Raw genomic sequence first — 11,351 nt, forward strand, 5'->3', positions numbered from 1 at the left:
CCGGTCGTGGCATATCTCGACCAATCCGCGCGTCGGTCGGTCCGGGGGGTAAGCAACTTCCACTATGGCGGTTGAAAGTCGTTCTCGCGACCATGCCTGCTGCGTCCCGCTATTCGATTGGGAACCCACGCAGCGGTGCCTATAAGCAGTCCATGTCCGACCTCTTGCTTCTCTATGAGCATCCCGCCTGGTTCGCGCCGTTGTTCGGCGCGCTCGATCGCCGAGGCATCGCCTGGTCGGCGCTGCATGCCGATGGGCATTTTTTCGACCCCGCCGACCCCGTGCCCCCGGCACCGATCGTGTTCAACCGCATCGCCATGTCGAGCTTCCTCCGCCAGGCGGAGCATCCGATCTTCTATGCCCAGGCGCTGCTGGCGCATTGGGCGGCGGCCGGCGTGCGGGTGATCAACGGCGCAGATACGCTGGCGGTCGACGCCTCCAAGGCGCGGCAGCTCTCGCTGATCGCCAGGCTCGGGCTCGCCATTCCCGCGACGCGCATCGTGCATCGCGCGGCCGACTTGCCGGCGGCGAGCGAGGGGCTGCGCTTTCCGATCGTGGTCAAGGCCAATATCGGCGGATCGGGGGCGGGGATCGTGCGCTACGACGATCGCGACAGTCTCGCCGGCGCGGTCGCCGATGCCACGGTGCCCGACAGTATCGACCGGGTGCTGCTCGTCCAGGAATATGTGCCCGTGCGCGGGCGCGCGATCACGCGTATCGAGACGCTGGGCGGCAAATTCCTCTACGCCCTCGACGTGGACGGCGGCGGCAGCTTCGACTTGTGCCCGGCCGACGTCTGCCTGGCCGCGCCCGGCAAGCCGGCGATCGCGATCACCGAGACGACGCCCGCGCCCCGATTGATCGAAGCCGCCGAGCGGATCGCCCGGGCCGCGAAGCTCGATATCGGCGGCATCGAAGTGATGATCGACGATCGCGACGGCAGCCCGCGCTTCTACGACATCAACGCGCTGTCGAACTTCGTCGCCAATCCGCTCGATGTGCTCGGCTGGGATCCGCACGAACGGCTGGTCGACTGGCTCGAGTCGCTGATCGTGGAGGCGAAAGCGTGAGATATGGCTATTGGATGCCGGTGTTCGGCGGCTGGCTGCGCAACGTGCCCGACGAAGGCATGGAGGCGAGCTGGGACTATGCCCGCACCCTCGCGGTCCGCGCCGAGGCGATCGGCTATGACCTCACGCTGATCGCCGAATTGAACCTGAACGACATCAAGGGCGTGACCGAACCCGCGCTTGACGCCTGGTCGACCGCCGCCGCGATCGCGGCGGTGACGAAGACCCAGGAAGTAATGGTCGCGGTTCGCCCCAATTTCCACCAGCCCGCTTTGTTCGCCAAGGCGGCGGCGAACATCGACCGCATCTCTGGCGGGCGGCTGTCGCTCAATGTCGTGTCGTCCTGGTGGGCCGACGAGGCGAAGCAATATGGCCTCCAGTTCGACCAGCATGACGACCGTTATGCCCGTACCGCCGAATGGATCGAAGTGGTGAAGGGATTGTGGCGCGAGGAGCGGTTCAGCTTTGACGGGCAATTCTACCGCACCCAGGACGCGATCTGCGCGCCCAAGCCGGTCACGCCGCCGGTCCTCTATGCGGGGGGCGAGAGCGAAGCGGCCAAGGCGATGATCGCGGGCCGGTGCGACGCCTATGTGATGCACGGCGATCCCGTGGCGGCGGTCGCCCTGAAGATGGCCGACATGCGCGCCAGGCGGTCGGATGCCGGCGGTGGTCCGATGACCTTCGGCATGGCGGCGTATGCGATCGTCCGCGACAGCGAGGCCGAGGCGAAGCGCGAGTTGGCGCGGATCACCGACGTCCAGGAGCTGCCCGCGGGCTATGCCAATTTCGACCAGTGGCTATCGGGCACCCAGCTTGAGCGCGAATTGAAGATCCAGGAATATTCGGTGTCGAACCGGGGCCTGCGCCCCAATCTGGTCGGCACGCCCGAGCAGGTGAAGGAACGGATCGCCGAATATGCGCTGGCCGGGCTCGACCTGCTGCTGCTCCAGATGAGCCCGCAGCAGGAAGAGATGGAGCGGTTCGCGGCGCAGGTGATCAACGCGTGATCCGGCTCGAAGGCGTCGAGAAGAGCTTTGACGGCGGGCACGCCGCGCTTGCCGGGGTCGATCTCGACATCGCGGCCGGCGAAATATTCGGGATCATCGGGCGGTCGGGCGCGGGCAAGTCGACCCTGGTACGCCTGCTCAACGGACTGGAGCGGCCGAGCGCCGGCCGGGTGCTGGTCGACGGCATCGATGTCGCGACGCTGCGGGCGGAGCCGCTGCGCGCGCTGCGGCGGCGCATAGGCATGATCTTCCAGAATTTCGGGCTGCTCTCGTCGCGTACCGCCGCGGGCAATGTCGCGCTGCCGCTGCGGATTGCCGGCGCATCCTCGGCTGACATCGCAGCCAAAGTACCGGCGCTGCTTGATCGCGTCGGGCTCGCCGATCATGGCGGCCGATACCCGGCGCAGCTGTCGGGCGGCCAGAAGCAGCGCGTCGGCATCGCCCGCGCGCTCGCGACCGGGCCCGACATGTTGCTCTGCGACGAGGCGACCAGCGCGCTCGATCCCGAGACGACGCGCAGCATCCTCGCGCTGATTGCCGACCTCAACCGCGATCTGGGGCTCACCATATTGCTGATCACGCACGAAATGGATGTCGTGCGCCAGGTCTGCGACCGGGTCGCGGTGCTGCATACCGGCCGCATCGTCGAGAGCGGACACGTCGCCGACCTGTTCCTCGATCCCCAGGCGCCCGAAACGCATGCGCTGCTCGCCGAAGCCGGCGAGGACACGGACGCGGCCGATCCCGGTTTCGCCGGCACGATATTACGCTTCACGCTCGAGGGTGGCGCGACCTGGGAGCCGGTGCTCACCCGCATCGCACGCGAGACCGGGGTCGACTTCGCCATCCTCGGCGGCCGCATCGGACGGTTCAAGACGGCGCGCTATGGGCAGTTCACGCTCGGCCTGACCGGCGGCGACACCGAAGCGGCGATTGCCGCACTCCGCCGGCATGGGCGCGTCGCGGCATGAACGGCTGGTTCGCCAATGTCGACTGGAGCGAGATCGGCCAGGCCTGTCTCGACACGCTGGCGATGCTCGGCGGGTCGCTGTTGCTGACCGTATTGTTCGGGCTGCCGCTCGGCATCGCGCTGTTCCTGACCGGCCCGCGCCAGGTCTGGGCAAATCGCGCCACGAACGGCCTGCTTGCGCTGGTCGTCAATCTGTTGCGCTCGGTGCCGTTCATCATCCTGCTGATCGTGATGATCCCGTTCACGGTGCTGCTGGTCGGCACGTCGCTGGGCATCCTCGGCGCGATCCCGCCTCTGGTGGCCGGCGCGGCGCCGTTCTTTGCGCGGCTGGTCGAAACATCGCTGCGCGAAGTCGACCGCAATACGGTGGAAGCGGTGCAGGCCATGGGCGCGACCACGCGCGACCTGGTATTCCGCGCGCTGCTGCCCGAGGCGCTGCCCGGGATCATCGCGGCGGCGACCGTCACTGCGGTCGCGCTGGTCTCGTTCACGGCGATGGCCGGGGTGGTCGGCGCCGGCGGTCTCGGCGATCTCGCGATCCGTTTCGGTTACCAGCGCTTCCAGACCGACGTCATGCTGGTGACGGTCGTGCTGCTGCTGGTCCTCGTCCAGTTCCTCCAGATGGCGGGCGACCGCCTCGTCCGCCATTTCAGCCGCCGCTAGGAAAACCCATGAACCGACGCCTGTTCGTCTCCGCCCTGTCTGTCTCCGCCCTGTCCGCCCTCGCTCTCGCGGGCTGCGGCAAGTCTCGCACGGCAGGGGATCCGGACACGCTGACCATCGCCGCTACCGCGGTGCCGCACGCGGAGATACTGGAGTTCGTGAAGCCCGCGCTCGCCAAGCAGGGAGTGAAGCTCGAGGTCCGCGTGTTCAATGATTATGTCCAGCCCAACACCCAGGTTGCGGAGGGGCGGATCGCGGTCAATTACTTCCAGACCGAGCCCTATCTCGCCGAGTTCAACAAGGCGCACGGAACCAGGCTGGTCACCATCGCCGGCATCCACGTCGAGCCGTTCGGCGCTTATTCGAGGCGGTGGAAGGCGCTCGGCCAATTGCCCGACGGCGCCGTCGTCGCGATCCCCAACGAGCCCAGCAACAGCGGGCGTGCGCTCCTGCTCCTCGCCAAGGCCGGGCTGATCGCCTTGCGCGATCCCAAATGCGTTTCGGCGACCCCCAAGGACATTGTCACAAACCCCAGGCACCTGAAGTTTCGCGAGCTGGAAGCCGCCACGCTCCCGCGCGTCCTTGATCAGGTGGACCTGGCATTGATAAACACCAATTATGCGCTGGACGCCGGGCTCGACCCCGCGCGCGACGCGCTGACGATCGAGGGCAAGGACAGCCCCTATGTCAATTTCATCGTCGGTCCCGAAAGTGCCCGCAAGGATCCGAAGGTCCAAAAGCTGGTGGCGGCGCTCCGCACGCCGGCGGTCAAGGCATTCATCGAGCGCAAATATGCCGGCGCAGTGATTCCGGCCTTCTAGAAGATCAACGGAATAATGGTGCCCAGGGACGGGATCGAACCGCCGACACTGCGATTTTCAGTCGCATGCTCTACCAACTGAGCTACCTGGGCGCATCCGGCGGGCGCGGAAGGCGGCCTCTTAATCAGCACCGCGTGGCGTGTCCAGCGCTTCCGCGTCGACCGCTTCGCCGGGTATGGCATAGCCGTCGCCGAGCCATTTGAGCAGGTCGCGGTCCTTGCAGCCGCGGCTGCAGAACGGCTGGTGGCCGGGCGAGGGGGGCTGGCCGCAGAGCAGGCAGGCGGTCTTGCGCATGGCCGCGATATGGGGAGCGGCCCGCGCGGCGGTCAAGGCACGAAGTCGATCCGCCCGCCGGCGCGGCGCGCCAGTTCGTCGAGCAGCGCGGGGCGCGCCGCCAGCCACGCCGCGACGCCAGCGTCCACGCGGCGCGGCGAGCGGATCGGCGGCGGCTCGCGTTCGGCCCCGCGCAACATGGCCAGCGCGGCGGTCGCGACGGGGTCGGCACGCAGCAGTTCGGGCAGCGAGGCGCGGGGTCGTGGCCGCACGATCTGGAGGAAGCCGAAGCCGTTGACGGCGGTGCGCTCGAACGGCAGCGGCAGGGCGTCGTCGATCGCCGCCGCCACCGCCTGACGGGCGGCCTTGCCGGCCAGCGTCGGAAAGTCGATGCCGATCGATCCGCCGACGTCGTGGCGGACGATCGCGCCCGCCACCGCGCCCGCCGCCGCTACCGCCAACCGCGCCGGGTCGCCCGGTCCGTCGACGTCGAACAAGGTCATCGCCGGGGTCGGCGCCATCCTCAGCGCGCCCCCTGCAAAGGCCATCTCGCCGGTCAGCGCCTCGTCGATCACCTCCGACCAGCCCGCCGCCTCCAGCGCATCGGGTTCGTGCGGGCGGAGCATGCGCACGCCCAGGCCCGAGGCGTGGCACGTCGCGAGCAGGTCGGGCGCCGGCGCGGGCGGCGCGTCGCTCGGCGTCACGCGGGCGAGCTTGACCCGCCCCGGCTCAGGGATCGCCTCGCGCACCACGGCGACCGTCAGCATGGCGCCCAGCGGCAGCCCCGGCGGTACGCGGTCGAGCACCGCCGCGCCCTCGGCCGCTTCGACCCGGACCAACCCGGCGGAGACGCGCTCGACCAGCCGTGCGCGGAACACCTGACCGATCCGCAAGGCCCCGCCGTCTCGCTCGATCCGCGCCGCGACGATCCGGCCGTGCGCGAACAGGGCGGCGCGCGCCTCGCCGATGCCGGCCTCGTACAGCCATTCAGCCAAGGGGGATCCCGGCGCTGGCCAGCAACGCGCGCGTTTCGAACACCGGCAGGCCGACGACGTTGGAATGGCTGCCCGCCAGATAGCGCACGAAAGCCTCGGCGCGGCCCTGGATGGCATAGCCCCCGGCCTTGCCCATGCCCTCGCCGCTGGCGACGTACCAATCGATCTCGGCCGGGGACAGCGGCTTGAACGCAACGATCGTGTCGGCCACGCGCGTGCGCGCTTTTCCGTCCCCCGCGACCACGCACACCCCCGAATAGACGTGATGCCGCCGCCCCGACAGCAGGCCGAGCATGCGGCGCAGGTCGCCCTCGTCCGCCGGCTTCTCCAGGATCCGCCGGCCGACCGCGACCGTCGTGTCGCCGGCCAGCACGACCTCGCCGGGCGCGCGCGCGACCGCCAGCGCCTTGGCCTCGGCCAGCCGCGCGACATAGACCCGGGGCAGTTCGCCCTTTAGCAGCGCCTCGTCGATATCGGGCGCGGCGATTCGCCCGGGCACGATGCCGATCCGCGCGAGCAAGTCGCGGCGACGCGGGCTGGTCGAGGCGAGGACTAGCGGCACGATCTACCTACCCCGCTTTTGGCCCCGCCCTTGGCAGCCTCAATGATAAATGATCCTATTGCGGCCCCGGACCGCCGCGGCCGGGCATGAAGCGATAGGTGATGCGGCCCTTGGTCAGGTCATAGGGCGTGAGTTCGACCAGCACTTCGTCGCCGACCAGCACGCGGATGCGATTCTTGCGCATCTTGCCGGCGGTATGGCCGAGGACTTCGTGGTCGTTTTCCAGCCGGACGCGAAACATGGCGTTGGGCAGCAACTCGACCACCTGGCCACGCATTTCGAGCAATTCTTCTTTTGCCAAACAAGCCTCTTGGGAAATCGCAGGAATTCGCGGATGCGCGCCCTTAGCGGAAAGGCGGTACAAAGGGAAGCGCGGGCACGAACGGTGAGGCCAGGGGCAGGCGGAAGCGGTCGCAGGCGGAAGTCAGGCCGCCCGACGCGGTCACCAGCATTGCCTCCGGGTTCGGCGCCATCTCAACCATACGGCAATCGGTTCGTGCTAGATGCTCCCGATGGACCTGTCCGAATGCGCCGCGCGGCCGGCGCGTATCCTGCTCCGCGATCCGCGGCATGGGGCGGCGCTGGCGGCGATGACCGCGGCGCGGCTGGCGGAGGCAAATTTCCTCGCGCTGCCCGATCCGGTGGCGCTCCATGCCGAATATGCTGCCTTCGCCGCCGCCATCGCGGCACATGTGCCGGTGACGTATCTGTCCGATCTGGTCGGCGATGACCCCGATTACCGGCGCGAGGCTGCGGACAACCCGAACCTGATGTTCCTGCGCGACGCGGCGGTGACGCTGCCCTGGGCGCCCGATGAATATATCCCCGCGCGCTTCGCGCTGCCCGACCGGGTCGGCGAACCGGCGGTGATCGGCCGCGCGCTGGAGAAATTGGGGCTGCGCCCCCTGCTCCGTTTCGCCGACGACGAGTTCCTGGAGGGCGGCGACGTCCTGCCGGCGATGGACGCCGGCCAGCGTATCCTGATCATCGGCTTTGGCGTGCGCACCAGCAAGGCGGCGGCGATCCGGCTGGCGATCGAGCTGATTCCCGCTCATGTCGACCAGATCATCGGGCTGAGCCACGATCCCGCCCTGCTCCACCTCGACACCGGCTTCACTATCCTGCCCAACCGGGTGATGTTCGCCGCGGCCGGGATGTTCCATTCGGGCTTCGTCATCGACCGCAACCGCGCGATCAGCGCCGTCGATCCGATCGCGCGAGCCCAGGCGATGGGGTTCACCATCGTGCGCTGCGCCAAGGCCGATGCGATCGCGCACGAACGCTGCAATTTGCTGCCGCTGGGGGAGGGCGCGTATCTGGCGTTCGCGATGCCCGACGATTTGCGCCGCGAGCTTGAGGCCAGGGCCGGCATCACCATCACCAGCGTCGCCGGCGATGAGATCGCCAAGGCGACCGGCGGCGTCCACTGCCTGACGCGGCCCGTATACCGATAAGCCCGATCAGTCCGCCGCCGACGCCTCGTCCGTCGCGCCGGCATCCTCATACCACGCCTCGACCGTGCCGCTGAGCTTCAGCGTCAGTGGGTTGCCGTGGCGGTCGACCTTCTTGCCCAGCGCAACGCGGATCCAGCCTTCGGAAAGGCAATATTCCTCGACGTCGCGGCGCTGGACGCCCTTGAAGCGGATGCCGATGCCGCGGCCCAGCAGCGCCTGATCGAAATGGGGGCTCTTGGGGTTAGTGGACAGGCGGTCGGGGGGCGTGTCGCTGGCATCGGTCATGACGCGCCCTTGCCGCAAGCGGGCCGCCCGCGCAAACGAAACGGCGCGGCGAAAGATGTCCGCCGCGCCGCCTGCGCCTTCATTTCATGCCATGCGGTCGATCAGTAACCGCGCTGGCCGCGATAGCCGTAACCGCGATCGTCGCCGCGCTGGCCGCCATTATACCCGCCGCCGTTATAGCTGTTATAGCCGTAACCGCGATCGTCGCCGCGCCGGTCATAGCCGTCCTGGCGATAGTAATTGTCATAGCCGTTATAGCCCCGCTGCTGACGGTAATAGCGCTCGCGCTCGCGCTGGCGCTCGTAGCGGGCGCGGCGGCCGTCATTGTTCGACGATGCGATCGCCGCGCCGATCGCGAGGCCCGCGACGCCGGCGATGATCGCAACGGCGGTGCCGTCGTCGCCGCGACGGCGGTCGTAACGCTGCGCCTCGGCGGGGGCCGCGGCGGTCAGCGCGGTCGCGGCCAGCGTGATCCCCAGCATCGTCTTGGTCAGGAAAGCGGACATGATCGAACCTTTCTTCATCGCTCGCCGATCGCTTGCTGCACCATGCAGGTCGTTCGAGCACTGGCGCTGTTCTGGACGAGTCGCGGTGAACGGATGCTGAGGCCTGTATTCACCCGCGGTTTATCACCGTTTACCTTGACGATCATCCAGACGAGCAAACGGCGCGGGAAGCATCCAGCTCCCCGCGCCGCCCGCGGACGATCGTGCGATCGGATCAATAGCAGACGCGTACCCGGACCGGGCGCCCGGAATAGGAATCGAACCGGCGCTCAATACGGCAACGATCGTACCGGTCACGATAGCGATAGGCGTAATAGCCGTCGTTCGGATAATAGCCGCGATCGCGATAGAAGCGCGTGTCGTAATCATAGGCATAGCCGCGCTGGCGATAATAGCGCTCGCGATCATAGTCGCGGCGGCCGTTCGACGCGATCGCGGCACCGATCGCCAGTCCAGCGACGCCCGCGACGATCGCGGTGCCGGTATCGTCGCCGCCGCGGCCACGGCGATAGCGTTGCGCATCGGCCGGGGCGGCCGCGGTCAGCGCGGTGGCGGCAAGCGTGGCGCCCAGCACCGCCTTGGTCATCAATGTCTTCATCTCTAACCTCCTAAAGCAACTCGGCCCGATTTCCGCCTGGGATGACAATGCGGACTGTCCGAGCCTGTTCCACGTGTGTAGGCGAATCGCGCTGAACCCATGCTGAGGCGCGCGTTCAGCGGGCGTTTAGACTGACGATAGGCTGACAAAGGGGGAGCGGCGATGGCTTGTTGGTTCCTGCGATCGGAGCCCGAAACCTATGGCTGGGACCATCTGGTGCGCGACGGCGCCACCGAATGGGACGGCATCCGCAACTATACCGCGCGTAATTTCCTGAAGCAGATGCAGGTCGGCGACCGCGCGATCTTCTATCATTCGGGAAAGGAGAAGGCCTGTGTCGGGGTCATGACGGTGACCCGGGCCTGGCGCCCCGACGGTGACAAGGACGCGTGGGCCAGCGTCGCGGTGAAGCCGGTCGCGCCGCTCGCGCACCCGGTGACGCTGGCCGAGATCAAGTCCGAGCCGCGGCTTGCGGAAATCGAGGTGTTGCGTCAGTCGCGGCTGTCGGTCACGCCGGTCGGCGACGAAGAATGGGCGGTGTTGATGGAATTGGGCGGAGGAATGGTGGATGCATAGGATGACCGCGGGATTGCTGGTGGTGCCGATGCTCGCGGGCTGCGGCGGCCCCGGCGCGGGCAATGCGACCGCCGTCGCCAACGACATTGCGGCCGCCTCCTCTCCCGCCGCTCCCTCTACCGTCGCCCTGACGCGGACCGATGTCGAGGCGTTCGTCACGCGACAGGCCAGGCGGCTGGCGACGAGCTCCAACGGCGCGCAGAACGATGTCGACGTCAGCTTCGAGGCGGTCGAGATCGCCGCCGGTCGCGCGCCGACCGCGCAGGAGGCGCAGGTCGAGGGGCTGACCGGCGGCACCGCCTGGCCGGTGCGCGTCGACTATACCGAGCATCGCCGCTGGAAGAATGGCGACACCCAGACCGTCAGGACCCGCTACCGCTACACCTTCTACCGCGATTCGTTCGGCAGGTGGGACGCGCTGATGGTCGGGCCGGAGGCATGATCGCACGCGGCGCGCTCGTGCTGCTGGCGGTCGCGCTGCTCGGCGCGGGCGCGGCGTCCGGGGAGCCGGCAATCGTCCGCGTGCGGCTGGTGACCGGCGCGGGGGCGATCGTCGTTGCGGTCGACACGCGGCATGCGCCGGCGACCAGTGCCAATTTCCTGGCCTATGTCGACGACGGGCGACTGGACGACACCGAATTCTATCGCGCGTCGCGGCGCAAGGGGGCGGAGACGCAAGGGTTCGTCCAGGGCGGTATCGGCACCAATGCCCGCCGCATGCTGGGCCGCGTGCCGTTCGAGCCGACCGGCCGGACCGGCCTCCGCCATGTCGATGGCGCGATCTCGATGGCGCGGTATGAGGCGCTCGATTCGGCGACGGGCAATTTCTCGCTGATGGTCGGCGCCAACCCGGCGATGGACGCGCGGGACGGTTATCCGGGCTATGCCGTGTTCGGCCGCGTGGTCGGCGGCATGGACGTTGTCAGGCGGATGCTCGCGCAACCGACCAGCCCCGGCGGCGACGGCGCGTTCAAGGGCCAGATGCTGGTGCGGCCGGTAAGGATCGTGCGTGCCGAGCGGCTGGACGGCACGGCAAAGCCGACCGGCCAGCCCAAGGTCTGGCTGCTGTTCAAGGGGATGTGAGGCACGCCGGCCGACCCAGTCAGGCGCAGGTGACCGCCACCGTCTTGCTTCGTACCGCCCGTTGCCGACGCAGCATTCTGCCGGCCAGGCCAAGGGCGGCAATCATCATTGCCCAGGTGCCTGGTTCGGGCGTCGCGGCGGCGATGCTGACGAGCAGCGTCTCGTCGCCGGCACCGGCCTCGTCCGCGCCGACGCACAGCGCGCACGTGTCGAAATCGCACTGACGAGAATGGTATTGCGAGGATCGCCAATCGCGTGATTGGCAGCATCGGAAAGCTTGTGGTTTCCCTCCAGCCCCCATAACAGCGCATGCGTATCGAGAAGAACTCTCAATCGTCCTCACCATACCACGCCTTGAGCTCATCGTCGGGCAGCGGCTCGCGAGGAATCGAAGACCCAAACGATCGTCAGATGGTCGCTGCCATGGTCATGTGAACCGCCCCGGGTTTGTCGGAGGCCCTAACTCCTGAGAGGAAGGGGCTATG

General features: G+C 68.1%; 18 protein-coding genes and 1 tRNA gene. 9 read left to right on the forward strand and 10 right to left on the reverse strand.

Going from position 1 to position 11,351, the window contains the following annotated elements; all coding sequences use genetic code 11:
- The first annotated feature begins 152 nt into the window (after positions 1 to 152).
- From ACFE7K_RS12910 to ACFE7K_RS12930, 5 genes are read left to right on the forward strand one after another with little or no spacing between them, the layout of a single operon-like run.
- Positions 153 to 1,070 carry a RimK family alpha-L-glutamate ligase gene (locus ACFE7K_RS12910; RefSeq protein WP_375398604.1) on the forward strand — a complete coding sequence of 306 codons (918 nt, stop codon included), beginning with the start codon at positions 153 to 155 and terminating at the stop codon, positions 1,068 to 1,070.
- A complete protein-coding gene (locus ACFE7K_RS12915) occupies positions 1,067 to 2,080 on the forward strand; it encodes an LLM class flavin-dependent oxidoreductase (protein WP_375398605.1) in 1,014 nt (337 codons plus the stop codon). Before ACFE7K_RS12910 ends, ACFE7K_RS12915 begins: the two co-directional genes overlap by 4 nt.
- The gene (locus ACFE7K_RS12920) at positions 2,077 to 3,051 is read left to right on the forward strand and encodes a methionine ABC transporter ATP-binding protein (protein ID WP_375398606.1); all 975 of its coding nucleotides are present in this window, start codon (positions 2,077 to 2,079) and stop codon (positions 3,049 to 3,051) included. The genes ACFE7K_RS12915 and ACFE7K_RS12920 overlap by 4 nt, the downstream gene beginning before the upstream one ends.
- Complete coding sequence (locus ACFE7K_RS12925) at positions 3,048 to 3,713, forward strand: methionine ABC transporter permease (RefSeq protein WP_375398607.1); 666 nt, start codon at positions 3,048 to 3,050, stop codon at positions 3,711 to 3,713. Before ACFE7K_RS12920 ends, ACFE7K_RS12925 begins: the two co-directional genes overlap by 4 nt.
- A gap of 8 nt (positions 3,714 to 3,721) precedes the next feature.
- Complete coding sequence (locus ACFE7K_RS12930) at positions 3,722 to 4,534, forward strand: MetQ/NlpA family ABC transporter substrate-binding protein (protein ID WP_375398608.1); 813 nt, start codon at positions 3,722 to 3,724, stop codon at positions 4,532 to 4,534.
- Positions 4,535 to 4,550: 16 nt separating this feature from the next.
- Here the strand turns inward: ACFE7K_RS12930 and ACFE7K_RS12935 are convergent.
- The 6 genes from ACFE7K_RS12935 to ACFE7K_RS12960 form a co-directional block, all read right to left on the reverse strand.
- A tRNA-Phe gene (locus tag ACFE7K_RS12935) sits at positions 4,551 to 4,626 on the reverse strand.
- Positions 4,627 to 4,654: 28 nt separating this feature from the next.
- Positions 4,655 to 4,828, reverse strand: coding sequence for a DNA gyrase inhibitor YacG (locus ACFE7K_RS12940; protein ID WP_375398609.1), 174 nt, complete (start codon positions 4,826 to 4,828; stop codon positions 4,655 to 4,657).
- Positions 4,829 to 4,860: 32 nt separating this feature from the next.
- The gene (locus ACFE7K_RS12945; RefSeq protein ID WP_375398610.1) at positions 4,861 to 5,802 is read right to left on the reverse strand and encodes a ribonuclease; all 942 of its coding nucleotides are present in this window, start codon (positions 5,800 to 5,802) and stop codon (positions 4,861 to 4,863) included.
- Positions 5,795 to 6,364, reverse strand: a complete 570-nt coding sequence (locus ACFE7K_RS12950; protein ID WP_375398611.1) for a Maf family protein — start codon at positions 6,362 to 6,364, stop codon at positions 5,795 to 5,797. The genes ACFE7K_RS12945 and ACFE7K_RS12950 overlap by 8 nt, the downstream gene beginning before the upstream one ends.
- 55 nt (positions 6,365 to 6,419) lie before the next feature.
- Positions 6,420 to 6,665, reverse strand: coding sequence for a translation initiation factor IF-1 (infA, locus tag ACFE7K_RS12955; protein WP_375398612.1), 246 nt, complete (start codon positions 6,663 to 6,665; stop codon positions 6,420 to 6,422).
- 43 nt (positions 6,666 to 6,708) lie between these two features.
- On the reverse strand, positions 6,709 to 6,837 hold the full coding sequence (locus ACFE7K_RS12960; protein WP_375398613.1) for a hypothetical protein: 129 nt from the start codon (positions 6,835 to 6,837) through the stop codon (positions 6,709 to 6,711).
- A 30-nt stretch (positions 6,838 to 6,867) separates the two neighbouring features.
- Between ACFE7K_RS12960 and ACFE7K_RS12965 the strand changes: the two genes are divergently transcribed.
- A complete protein-coding gene (locus ACFE7K_RS12965) occupies positions 6,868 to 7,818 on the forward strand; it encodes an arginine deiminase family protein (protein WP_375398614.1) in 951 nt (316 codons plus the stop codon).
- A 6-nt stretch (positions 7,819 to 7,824) separates the two neighbouring features.
- Here ACFE7K_RS12965 and ACFE7K_RS12970 read toward each other — a convergent pair whose 3' ends face one another.
- The 3 genes from ACFE7K_RS12970 to ACFE7K_RS12980 form a co-directional block, all read right to left on the reverse strand.
- Positions 7,825 to 8,103 carry a DUF3297 family protein gene (locus ACFE7K_RS12970; RefSeq protein WP_375398615.1) on the reverse strand — a complete coding sequence of 93 codons (279 nt, stop codon included), beginning with the start codon at positions 8,101 to 8,103 and terminating at the stop codon, positions 7,825 to 7,827.
- A gap of 101 nt (positions 8,104 to 8,204) precedes the next feature.
- Positions 8,205 to 8,609 (reverse strand): hypothetical protein, encoded by a 405-nt coding sequence (locus ACFE7K_RS12975; RefSeq protein WP_375398616.1) that lies wholly within the window; start codon positions 8,607 to 8,609, stop codon positions 8,205 to 8,207.
- Between the two features lie 214 nt (positions 8,610 to 8,823).
- Entirely contained in the window at positions 8,824 to 9,207 is a 384-nt protein-coding gene (locus ACFE7K_RS12980) for a hypothetical protein (protein ID WP_375398617.1), read from the reverse strand.
- A 162-nt stretch (positions 9,208 to 9,369) separates the two neighbouring features.
- On the opposite strand from ACFE7K_RS12980, the gene ACFE7K_RS12985 reads away from it, so the two are divergent.
- The 3 genes from ACFE7K_RS12985 to ACFE7K_RS12995 are packed head-to-tail and all read left to right on the forward strand — an operon-like array spanning position 9,370 to position 10,866.
- Positions 9,370 to 9,783, forward strand: a complete 414-nt coding sequence (locus ACFE7K_RS12985) for an EVE domain-containing protein (protein ID WP_375398618.1) — start codon at positions 9,370 to 9,372, stop codon at positions 9,781 to 9,783.
- A complete protein-coding gene (locus ACFE7K_RS12990; RefSeq protein ID WP_375398619.1) occupies positions 9,776 to 10,225 on the forward strand; it encodes a hypothetical protein in 450 nt (149 codons plus the stop codon). The genes ACFE7K_RS12985 and ACFE7K_RS12990 overlap by 8 nt, the downstream gene beginning before the upstream one ends.
- Positions 10,222 to 10,866, forward strand: coding sequence for a peptidylprolyl isomerase (locus ACFE7K_RS12995; protein WP_375398620.1), 645 nt, complete (start codon positions 10,222 to 10,224; stop codon positions 10,864 to 10,866). The genes ACFE7K_RS12990 and ACFE7K_RS12995 overlap by 4 nt, the downstream gene beginning before the upstream one ends.
- A 19-nt stretch (positions 10,867 to 10,885) precedes the next feature.
- Here ACFE7K_RS12995 and ACFE7K_RS13000 read toward each other — a convergent pair whose 3' ends face one another.
- Complete coding sequence (locus tag ACFE7K_RS13000) at positions 10,886 to 11,230, reverse strand: PEP-CTERM sorting domain-containing protein (protein WP_375398621.1); 345 nt, start codon at positions 11,228 to 11,230, stop codon at positions 10,886 to 10,888.
- Between the last annotated feature and the right edge of the window lie 121 nt (positions 11,231 to 11,351).

This window comes from uncultured Sphingomonas sp. (genome assembly GCF_964244265.1).
Taxonomy (GTDB): Bacteria; Pseudomonadota; Alphaproteobacteria; order Sphingomonadales; family Sphingomonadaceae; genus Sphingomonas.

Excerpts from the sequence above, each read along its gene's own strand:
- ACFE7K_RS12910 (WP_375398604.1), top strand. The coding sequence starts at position 153 with ATGTCCGACCTCTTGCTTCTCTATGAGCATCCCGCCTGGTTCGCGCCG.
- ACFE7K_RS12925 (WP_375398607.1), top strand. The coding sequence starts at position 3,048 with ATGAACGGCTGGTTCGCCAATGTCGACTGGAGCGAGATCGGCCAGGCC.
- ACFE7K_RS12930 (WP_375398608.1), top strand. The coding sequence starts at position 3,722 with ATGAACCGACGCCTGTTCGTCTCCGCCCTGTCTGTCTCCGCCCTGTCC.
- ACFE7K_RS12940 (WP_375398609.1), bottom strand. The coding sequence starts at position 4,828 with ATGCGCAAGACCGCCTGCCTGCTCTGCGGCCAGCCCCCCTCGCCCGGC.
- ACFE7K_RS12960 (WP_375398613.1), bottom strand. The coding sequence starts at position 6,837 with ATGGCGCCGAACCCGGAGGCAATGCTGGTGACCGCGTCGGGCGGCCTG.
- ACFE7K_RS12965 (WP_375398614.1), top strand. The coding sequence starts at position 6,868 with ATGCTCCCGATGGACCTGTCCGAATGCGCCGCGCGGCCGGCGCGTATC.
- ACFE7K_RS12970 (WP_375398615.1), bottom strand. The coding sequence starts at position 8,103 with ATGACCGATGCCAGCGACACGCCCCCCGACCGCCTGTCCACTAACCCC.
- ACFE7K_RS12975 (WP_375398616.1), bottom strand. The coding sequence starts at position 8,609 with ATGTCCGCTTTCCTGACCAAGACGATGCTGGGGATCACGCTGGCCGCG.
- ACFE7K_RS12980 (WP_375398617.1), bottom strand. The coding sequence starts at position 9,207 with ATGAAGACATTGATGACCAAGGCGGTGCTGGGCGCCACGCTTGCCGCC.
- ACFE7K_RS12985 (WP_375398618.1), top strand. The coding sequence starts at position 9,370 with ATGGCTTGTTGGTTCCTGCGATCGGAGCCCGAAACCTATGGCTGGGAC.
- ACFE7K_RS12990 (WP_375398619.1), top strand. The coding sequence starts at position 9,776 with ATGCATAGGATGACCGCGGGATTGCTGGTGGTGCCGATGCTCGCGGGC.
- ACFE7K_RS12995 (WP_375398620.1), top strand. The coding sequence starts at position 10,222 with ATGATCGCACGCGGCGCGCTCGTGCTGCTGGCGGTCGCGCTGCTCGGC.
- ACFE7K_RS13000 (WP_375398621.1), bottom strand. The coding sequence starts at position 11,230 with ATGAGCTCAAGGCGTGGTATGGTGAGGACGATTGAGAGTTCTTCTCGA.